The sequence below is a fragment of the Jiangella anatolica genome (assembly GCF_003236295.1).
GTDB classification, from domain to species: domain Bacteria; phylum Actinomycetota; class Actinomycetes; order Jiangellales; family Jiangellaceae; genus Jiangella; species Jiangella anatolica.
The window spans coordinates 106,376-114,972 of record NZ_POTW01000008.1; the positions used below are offsets into that span (position 1 = coordinate 106,376).

Annotated in this window: 8 protein-coding genes; 3 read left to right on the forward strand and 5 right to left on the reverse strand. The window is 73.5% G+C overall.

From position 1 onward, the window contains the following. The first annotated feature begins 90 nt into the window (after positions 1–90). Positions 91–1,224: a glycosyltransferase family 4 protein gene (locus tag C1I92_RS05175; RefSeq protein WP_111253600.1), complete on the forward strand. Its 1,134-nt coding sequence runs from the start codon at positions 91–93 to the stop codon at positions 1,222–1,224. 875 nt (positions 1,225–2,099) lie between these two features. On the opposite strand, the gene C1I92_RS05180 is transcribed toward C1I92_RS05175, so the two are convergent. Next, positions 2,100–2,966 carry a GNAT family N-acetyltransferase gene (locus C1I92_RS05180; RefSeq protein ID WP_111253601.1) on the reverse strand — a complete coding sequence of 289 codons (867 nt, stop codon included), beginning with the start codon at positions 2,964–2,966 and terminating at the stop codon, positions 2,100–2,102. A gap of 43 nt (positions 2,967–3,009) precedes the next feature. Then, complete coding sequence (locus C1I92_RS05185; RefSeq protein WP_111253602.1) at positions 3,010–3,867, reverse strand: alpha/beta fold hydrolase; 858 nt, start codon at positions 3,865–3,867, stop codon at positions 3,010–3,012. Positions 3,868–3,933: 66 nt separating this feature from the next. Here C1I92_RS05185 and C1I92_RS05190 point away from each other — a divergent pair, with 66 nt between their 5' ends. Further along, positions 3,934–4,587, forward strand: coding sequence for a winged helix-turn-helix transcriptional regulator (locus tag C1I92_RS05190; RefSeq protein WP_199520966.1), 654 nt, complete (start codon positions 3,934–3,936; stop codon positions 4,585–4,587). On the opposite strand, the gene C1I92_RS05195 is transcribed toward C1I92_RS05190, so the two are convergent. Then, complete coding sequence (locus C1I92_RS05195) at positions 4,523–6,835, reverse strand: FdhF/YdeP family oxidoreductase (protein WP_111253604.1); 2,313 nt, start codon at positions 6,833–6,835, stop codon at positions 4,523–4,525. The genes C1I92_RS05190 and C1I92_RS05195 overlap by 65 nt on opposite strands. Positions 6,836–6,922: 87 nt before the next feature. Here C1I92_RS05195 and fdhD point away from each other — a divergent pair, with 87 nt between their 5' ends. Then, a complete protein-coding gene (gene fdhD, locus C1I92_RS05200; RefSeq protein ID WP_199520967.1) occupies positions 6,923–7,729 on the forward strand; it encodes a formate dehydrogenase accessory sulfurtransferase FdhD in 807 nt (268 codons plus the stop codon). Here fdhD and C1I92_RS05205 read toward each other — a convergent pair. Continuing rightward, positions 7,726–8,235, reverse strand: a complete 510-nt coding sequence (locus C1I92_RS05205) for a GNAT family N-acetyltransferase (protein WP_111253605.1) — start codon at positions 8,233–8,235, stop codon at positions 7,726–7,728. The genes fdhD and C1I92_RS05205 overlap by 4 nt on opposite strands. Positions 8,236–8,349: 114 nt before the next feature. After that, positions 8,350–8,597, reverse strand: a 248-nt coding sequence (locus C1I92_RS05210) for an Ig-like domain-containing protein (RefSeq protein ID WP_146605026.1), incomplete at its 5' end; no start/stop codon positions are given.

Genomic DNA, 8,597 nt, shown 5'->3' on the forward strand with positions numbered 1-8,597 from the left:
CCCCCAGCCCTGGATCGCAAGATCGTAAACCCGCCGGGTCCGGATGACTAGGGTGACGGCGGCCCTACACTGACGGCGGGGGGATGGCAGATGACACACACGGCGACGCTCGGCGTCACCTGGGGGGATCCGTACGCGGCGTTCACCTACAGCGGGGTGCCGTGGCACCTGTTCGCCGAGCTGGACCGCATGTCGGTGCTGGCCGGGCGGGCCGACGCCAACCAGACGCGGATCAGCGACGTGTTCCGCGGCGTGGTCGACGTGCGGCGGACGCTGCAGGCCCGGCGGCCGCGGCGCAACGCGCTGTGGCGCTACCTGCCGGGCAACATCGAACGGCTGAGCCGCCGGTTCGCCGAGCTGACGCCGCGGCTGCCCGCACACGACGCCGTCCTGCAGTTCGGCGTCGCCGGGATCCCCGACGGCGTGCCACTGGTGGCGCACGTCGAGATCCCGGTCGAGGCGGCCGTCTCCACTCGGGTGTTCGCGCGCTCCTACGGGTTCGACCGGTTCACCGACCGCGAGATCGCGGCGGCGATCGCGGGGGAGCGCGCCTTCCTGCGCGCCTGCTCCATCGTGTGGACCAACTCGCCCTGGACGGCGTCGCTGCTGGTGTCCGAGGACTGCCCGGAGAGCAAGATCCGGTGGTACCCGCCGGGATGCGGGGTGGCCGACCCGGGCGAGATCGAGCGCGACTGGGACCGCCTGTCGGTGCTGTTCATCGGCAAGGACTGGGAGCGCAAGGGCGGGCCGCGGCTGGTCGACGCGTTCCGGCAGGTCCGGGCTGCCGACCCGCGGGCCGAGCTGACCGTCGTCGGCGCCGAGCCGCGCCTCGACGAGCCCGGCGTCACCGTGCTCGGCTACCTCGACAAGGAGGACCCCGCCGCCGCCGCGAAGCTCGACGCGGCGATCCGCCGGGCGACGGTGTTCTGCCTGCCCTCGGAGTGGGAGAGCACCGGCATCGTCTACATGGAGGCGGCGATGTACGGGCTGCCGGTCGTCATGCTGGCCGGGCAGGGCCGGGAGTCGCTGTTCCCGGCCGACGGCGGCGTCGTGCTGCCCGACGGCGACCCCGACCGGCTGGCGGCTGCCCTGCTCGAGTTCGGCGCCGACCCGGACCGCATGCGAGCCATGGGCGCCGCCGGGCGCGCGTACGTCCTGGCGAACTACACCTGGCCGACGGTCGCGGCCCGCGTCGCCGGCTTCGTCGACGAGGCCGTCGCCTAGCAACGGCACTGTGTCGGCGGCGTCGTCGGTCCGTGGCTGACGACGGTGCTGCCGTTGGCATTGAGGGGCTGCGAACGTTGGCCGTCCCCCTGCTGGCCATTTTCTTAGCCGGGCCGGCGCGCCTCAAGTCCGCGGCCTCTGCTGGTCATTGTGGGGTTGTGGTTGGGGGCCGCGGACTTGACCCGCGTCGTCCCGGCCAAGAACGGGCAGCTATCAGGGGGACGGGGGGAGTGTGGGCACGCCGCATCGCCGGCGGCCCACGTGCGCTGGCTTTCCCGGCCCGCGTTCGGGCCTCTCCGGCTCGCTTTCGCGGCCGTTCCGGCCGACGTTCGCGCCTCAGCGGCCCGCGTATGCCCGTTTTGCGACGTTGGCGACGTTGTGGATACCCATGATCATCAACCTTTTGGTCTCGCACTAGGCGTTCTCCCGCTTTACCACCCATGCATGCCTAGGGGTGTGGGAGTAGGCCTGGTGGGCGGCCCGAAAAACGCGGCGAGATCTCACCACGTGGACGCCCAGCGACAGCAACGTCACATCGATCCAGCCCACCGGTCGCCGGGAGAGGCCAGCGAGCCTGATGAAGCGCCAACACGGCGCCCGGCCAGGCGTCGGGAGAGGCCAGTCGACCCGGACGACCCGCGAACACGACGCCGTGCCCCGACGGGCGTCGCCACACTCCCCCGTCCCCCTGATAGCTGCCCGTTCTTGGCCGCGGGACCGCGGGTCAAGTACGTGGCCCCCAACACCAGCGAACAGCGAACAGCCAGAGGCCGCGGACTTGAGGCGCGGTCCCGCGGCCAAGAGAATGGGCAGCAGGGTGACGGCCAACGGTAGAAGCCCCTCGAGCCGACGAGAAGCAGCCCCTCGAGCCGACTTCAGCCCGCCCGGTAGCGGTCCCTCACCTCGGGGCGGTCGCGGAAGCCGGCCGACCGGTAGGTGGCGACGGCGGCGTGGTTGGCGCTCGGGGTGCTGACGACCGCGCTGCTGGCGCCCAGCTCCCGTAGCGCGGCCGCCGCTGCGACGGTGATCGCCCGGCCGTACCCGTGGCCGCGGTGGTCGCGGTGCACGCCCATCGGCTCGATCAGCCCGGGCCGCCCGGGACCGGCCGACCAGACCGTGACGGCGGCGACCGGGACGCCGTGCTCGTCGTAGCCGACCAGGCAGCGGGCGTCGGCGTGGAGCGGGCCGGATGCCATCGCCCGCCAGCGCTCGTCGGTGAACGTCGACGAAGTGAACGCGGCGCGCTGCACCGCCGTCCGCTCGTGCGCTCGGTCCGGCCCGATCGCCTCGACCCGCAGGCCCGGGTCCTCCACCGGCGCGGTCAGGTCGCGACTCGACGGCTGCCACGGCTCGTCGGTGTCCCAGCCGCGCTCGGCCAGCAGGTCCTGCAGCAGCGCGTCCGCGGGCGCCTCGACGTTGACGCGTCCCGCGGGCAGGACGCCGCGGTCCGGATCGGTCAGGTCGGAGGCCAGCCGCAGCGCCAGTTCCTCGTCCCGTCGGGCGTCCGGCGCCGTCGTCAGCCGCAGCAGCGTGGCGCCGTCCCGCAGCCCGGCGGCGAGGACCCGCCCGTCGCGGCTCCACGTGCGCACGGCCGCCGCAGTCGCCGCGGCGCCGTACCGCCAGAACCAGCCGACGTCGCCCGGATGCAGGTGCGCCGGCGCGTCGTCGGCCTGCCAGTCCCGCAGTGCGCCGGTCACGCGGGCCAGCCCGTCGACGTCCGGTGTGCTCATGACGATCGCCATGCCCCGAGTGCTATCACCGCGCCGCGCCCGGCGCACCGGGTTTTCAGCGGGCGGTGTGCGCGGCGACCTCGGCGACGACGGTGTCCCAGACCGCGCGCAGCGGGTACTGGTGGCCCATGCCGGCCAGCGGCACCAGCCGGGCGCCGGGGATCTCGTTGGCCAGCGCCTCGCCGTGCGGGTACGGCAGCAGCGGGTCGGCGGTGCCGTGCAGCACCAGCGTCGGCGCGGTGACCTCGGCCAGCTTGCCGCGGTCGAGCCCGCCGCCGTCGAGGATCCAGTGGTTGGTCTGGCTGGCGGCGACGTCGATCGTGCGGTCGTACATCCGGGCGGCGACGGCGCGCTCCTCGGCGTCCGGTGCGATCGTGCCGTCGAACGCACGGAGCCCGTCGACCAGGGCCGAGATGGCGGCGTCGCGGTCGGACCAGTCCGGAGCGGGCTGCTCGGACGCGAACAGCTCGGCCAGCCGCGGCGACATCGGCGGCAGGTCCGGCCGGTCCGGGCCGCCGGGACCGGCCGGGCTCGTCGACTGAAGCGTCAGCGACAGCACCCGCTCCGGGTACTCGACGGCCAGCTCCTGCGCGATGCCGCCGCCCATCGAGACGCCGTAGAGGTGCGCGGCCGCGACGCCGTAGCCGTCGAGCACGGCCAGCGCGTCGGTCACCAGGTCATCGCCGGTGTAGCCCGGCGCGCCGGCGGGGTAGTGGCTGGACCGGCCCGTGTCGCGGAAGTCGTACCGGATGACGTGGCGCCCGGCGGCGGCCAGCCGCGAGCAGAACTCGTCCTCCCAGTAGTCCATCGAGGCAGCCGCGCCGCCGATCAGCAGGATCGTCGGGTCGGCCGGCGAACCGAACGCCTCCGCGCACAGCTGGGCGTCGCCCGCCGGGACCATCCGCTCGGTCATCGCTTCCTCCTTGATATGAAAAACATAGCTAGTGCTATTCTTTTCATAGAAACGGAGGAGGCGCAAGTGACCAGGACGTACGGCGAGGGTTGTCCGATCGCCCTGTCGCTCGACATCGTCGGCGAGCGCTGGGCCCTGCTCGTCGTGCGTGAGCTGCGGCTCGGCCCCCGCCGCTACCGCGACCTGGCGCAGGCGCTGCCCGGCATCACCCCGGCCGTGCTGTCCAAGCGGCTCAAGGAGCTGGAGGAGTACGGCGTGCTGCGCCGCCGCGAGCTGCCGCCGCCGGCCGCGGCGAAGGTGTACGAGCTGACCGAGTGGGGCGCCGGCCTGGAGCCGGTGTTCCAGGCGCTGGCCCGCTGGGGCGTGCGCTCGCCGGTGCTGCCGCTGACCGGCGAGGTCAGCGCCGACTCCACCATGCTCGGCCTGCGCACGTTCTTCGCCGAGGCTGAGGACGGCTGGACCGCCACCTACGAGGTCGCGCTGGACCGTGACGTCTACCGGCTGCGGGTCGAGGACGGCCGGCTGACGGAGCTGGCCCGCGGCCCGGCGGCGACGGCGCCAGACGTGCTGGTCCGGACGACGAAAGCGGCGTGGCAGGCGGTCTTCGATGGCTCGGACCCGCTGGACGACGCCGTCGCCGCCGGCCGGCTCTCCGTCACCGGCGACGTCGAGGCGCTGCGCCGGCTGGTCCGGGCGCGGCCGTCGGCTCCAGCCGGATGACCAGCGACTTCGACGCCGGTGTGTTGCTCACCTCGGCGGTGTGGTCCAGCGGCACCAGCACGTTCGTCTCCGGGAAGTACGCGGCCGCGCAGCCCGGCGCCGTCGGGTAGGACACGACGCGGAACGACGGCGCACGGCGGTCGCCGTCGGCCCACTCGCTGACGAGGTCGACCATGGCGCCGTCGGCGACCCCGAGCGCCGCGAGGTCCGACGGGTTCACGAACACGACCCGGCGGCCGTCGCGGATGCCGCGGTAGCGGTCGTCCAGCCCGTAGATGGTGGTGTTGAACTGGTCGTGCGAGCGGACCGTCTGCAGGAGCAGCCGGCCCGGCGGGACCCGTAGCACCTCCAGCCCGTTGACGCTGAACTGCGCCTTCCCGCTGGCGGTCGGGAACGTCCGCGAGTCGCGCGGCGGGTGCGGCAGCACGAAGCCGCCCGGCTTCGCGATCCGCGCCTCGTAGTCGTCGAAGCCGGGGATCACCCGGGCGATCCGCGACCGCACCGTCGTGTAGTCCGCGGCGAACGCAGACCACGGGATGGCCGAACCGGCGCCGAACACCCGCTCGGCCAGCCCGCAGACGATCGCGACCTCGCTGCGCAACTGGTCCGACGCCGGGCGCAGCGTGCCGCGGGAGGCGTGCACGGCGCTCATCGAGTCCTCGACGGTGACGAACTGCTCGCCGCCGGCCTGCACGTCGCGCTCGGTCCGGCCCAGGCACGGCAGGATGATCGAGCGCTGCCCGGCCAGCGCGTGCGACCGGTTCAGCTTCGTCGACACGTGCACCGTCAGCGGCACCGATTGCAGCGCGGCCGCCGTCAGGTCGCTGTCAGGGGTCGCCGCCGCGAAGTTGCCGCCCATCGCCATGAACACGCCGATCTTCCCGTCGCGCATGGCCCGGATCGTGTCGACGGTGTCATGGCCGGGCCGGCGCGGCGCGGCGATGCCGAACTCCGCCTCCAGCGCGTCGAGGAAGGCCGCCGGCGGCTTCTCCCAGATGCCCATCGTGCGGTCGCCCTGCACGTTGCTGTGCCCGCGGACGGGGCACGCGCCGGCGCCCGGGCGGCCGACGTTGCCGCGCAGCAGCAGGAAGTTCACGATCTCGCGGATCGTCGGCACGGCCTTCTTGTGCTGCGTCAGGCCCATCGCCCAGCAGACGATGACGCTGTCGGCGCGGCGCACCTCGTCGACGAACGCGTCGAGCGCCGCGCGCGGCAGCCCGGTCGCCGCCGCGACGTCGTCCCAGTCCAGGCCCCGCCACGCCGCGACCGCCGCGTCGTAACCGGTCGTGTGCTCGCGGACGAACTCGTGGTCGACGGCGTCGGCGTCGACGAGCAGGCGGTTGACCGCCTGGAAGAAGGCGAGGTCGCCACCGAGGCGGATCTGCAGGAACAGGTCCGACAGCAGCGTCCCCTTGCCGACGACGCCGCGCACCCGCTGCGGGTTCTTGAACGTCTGCAGGCCGGCCTCGGGCAGCGGGTTGATCGCGACGATGCGCGCCCCGCGCCGCTTGGCCTGCTCCAGCGACGTGAGCATGCGTGGGTGGTTGGTGCCCGGGTTCTGCCCGACGATGACGATGAGGTCGGCGTGGTCGGTGATGTCGGTGAGCGAGACGCTGCCCTTGCCGATGCCGAGCGTCTCGGACAGCGCCGCTCCGGACGACTCGTGGCACATGTTCGAGCAGTCCGGCAGGTTGTTCGTGCCGAACGTCCGGGCGAAGAGCTGGTAGAGGAACGCGGCCTCGTTGCTGGTCCGGCCGGACGTGTAGAAGGCGGCGTCGTCCGGGCCGGCCAGGCCGGTCAGCGCGTCGGCGATCAGGCCGAACGCGTCGTCCCAGCCGATCGGCCGGTAGTGCGTGTCGCCGGTGTCGCGCAGCATCGGCTCGGTCAGCCGGCCCTGCTGGCCCAGCCAGTGGTCGGACCGCTCGGCCAGCTCGGCGACCGGGTGCGCGGCGAAGAAGGCGGCGTCGACCCGGCGGACGGTGGACTCCTCGGCGACCGCCTTCGCGCCGTTCTCGCAGAACTCGGCCAGGTGCGGCTTGCCCGGCTCCGGCCAGGCGCAGCCCGGGCAGTCGAACCCCGTCTGCTGGTTGACCAGCCGCAGCGCCTTCGCGCCGCGGCGGACGCCGGACTGCTCCAGCACCGACGCCAGTCCGTGCACGACGCCGGGCACCCCGGCCGCGCTGGTGGCCGGCGGCCCTACCCGCAGCCCGGCCTCGTCGTGATCGTCGCGCGGCGCTCGTGTGGTCATGTATCGACGGTAAGGCTTTCCGGCGGCGATGACTGGGTAAGGATTGGGGAAGACGATGGCGGAGTCCGGACCTTACGGTGGTGTGCCATGGGGCAGATGACGACGCGACGGCCGGTGCTGCGGCTGCGACCGGGCCGATCCGCCGAGCGCCCCGACACGCTGGCGGTCGAGGAGCCGCTGCTGGTCCGCGTCGACGACCGCATCCTCACCTCCACGATGCGCACCCCCGGCCACGACTTCGACCTCATCGCGGGCTGGCTGGTCGCCGAGGGCGCGATCGCCGACCGCACCGACGTCGCCGGCATGAAGGAGTGCGTCGACGAGCAGAACACCGTCGAGGTGACGCTCGCCCACGGTGTCGAGCCGCCGCGCGCCCGCGCGTTCGAGACCACCAGCGCCTGCGGCGTCTGCGGCGCCGACCGGGTCGTCGACGTGCGCGCCTCGCTGCGCTGGCGGCTGGCCGAGGACCCCACCCGCGTCGACGTCGCCGTGCTGGCCGCGCTGCCTGACAGGATGCGCTCGGAGCAGCGGGTGTTCGACCGCACCGGCGGGCTGCACGCGGCCGGCCTGTTCCACGGCACCGGATCGGTCGTGGCGGTCCGCGAGGACGTCGGCCGGCACAACGCCGTCGACAAGGTCATCGGCTCGGCGCTGATGGCCGGCCTGCTGCCGCTGTCCGGCCACGTGCTCCAGGTCAGCGGCCGGGCGTCGTTCGAGCTGGTGCAGAAGGCGGCCGCGGCCGGCGTGCCGGTGCTGGCCGCCGTCTCCGCGCCGTCCAGCCTGGCCGTCGACCTCGCCGACGAGTGCGGGGTGACGCTGGTCGGCTTCGTCCGCGGCGGCGGGATGAACGTCTACACCCACCCCGAGCGGGTCCGGGTCGGCCCGCTGCACTAGCTCGCGGGCACCCAGTAGCGCAGCTTGCCGTGCCGCTCGTCCTCGAAGACGCCGCCGGCGGCCTCGATCACCTTGCGCGACGCGACGTTGTCGACGTCGCAGGTGACCAGCGCGGGATCGATGCCGAGCTTGGCCGACCACGGCATGGCCTGCTGCAGCATCGCCGTGGCGTGGCCCTGCCGCCGCGCCGACGGGCGGACGTCGTAGCCGATGTGGCCGCCGTAGTCGCGCAGCCACGGTGTCAGGTGGTGCCGGATCGACAGCCGGCCGAGGAAGGTCGTGCCGTCGACGTACCAGAGGTGGGTGGACGGGACCATGCCGCGGGAGCGCGGCGCGTCGTCGCGCTCGTCGTCGATCTGGCGGCGGACGTACGCGGCGAACCCCTCGGGCCGGACCATGTCGGCCAATTGGAGATCGTCGGCCCAGCGCGGCTCGTAGCCCGGCTCGCCGACGGCCTCGAGCCACGACTCGTGGACCTCGACGGTGGGGCGGACCAGTTCCGGCACGAGATCTATCGTGCCCGGTTGCCGGCAGGTCATTCGCCCGGATCGCCGAATCCGGCTCATTTCACGGCGGCGGGCCGGCCGCCCCACCTCGTGGCGGGGCGGCCGGCCGCGTCGCTACCGCAGGACGCGGAAGACGAACCGCGCCTGGTCCGGGAGATGGTTCGGGTCGCCGTCGTAGTACGCCACGACGCTGTGCGGGCCGGGCTTGAGGTCGGACCCGGTCTCACAGCGGGCCGTGCCGTCCTCGACGACCGCGACACACAGCGTCGTGCCGCGCGAGGTGAACCGCACCTCGCCGGTCGCCGCCCGCGAGAGGGTCGCCGTCAGCGCCGCGGGCCCACCGGACGGGACGGGGTCCGTCT

Excerpts from the sequence above, each read along its gene's own strand:
- C1I92_RS05180 (WP_111253601.1), bottom strand. The coding sequence starts at position 2,966 with ATGGCGATCGTCATGAGCACACCGGACGTCGACGGGCTGGCCCGCGTG.
- C1I92_RS05175 (WP_111253600.1), top strand. The coding sequence starts at position 91 with ATGACACACACGGCGACGCTCGGCGTCACCTGGGGGGATCCGTACGCG.
- C1I92_RS05185 (WP_111253602.1), bottom strand. The coding sequence starts at position 3,867 with ATGACCGAGCGGATGGTCCCGGCGGGCGACGCCCAGCTGTGCGCGGAG.
- fdhD (WP_199520967.1), top strand. The coding sequence starts at position 6,923 with ATGGGGCAGATGACGACGCGACGGCCGGTGCTGCGGCTGCGACCGGGC.
- C1I92_RS05195 (WP_111253604.1), bottom strand. The coding sequence starts at position 6,835 with ATGACCACACGAGCGCCGCGCGACGATCACGACGAGGCCGGGCTGCGG.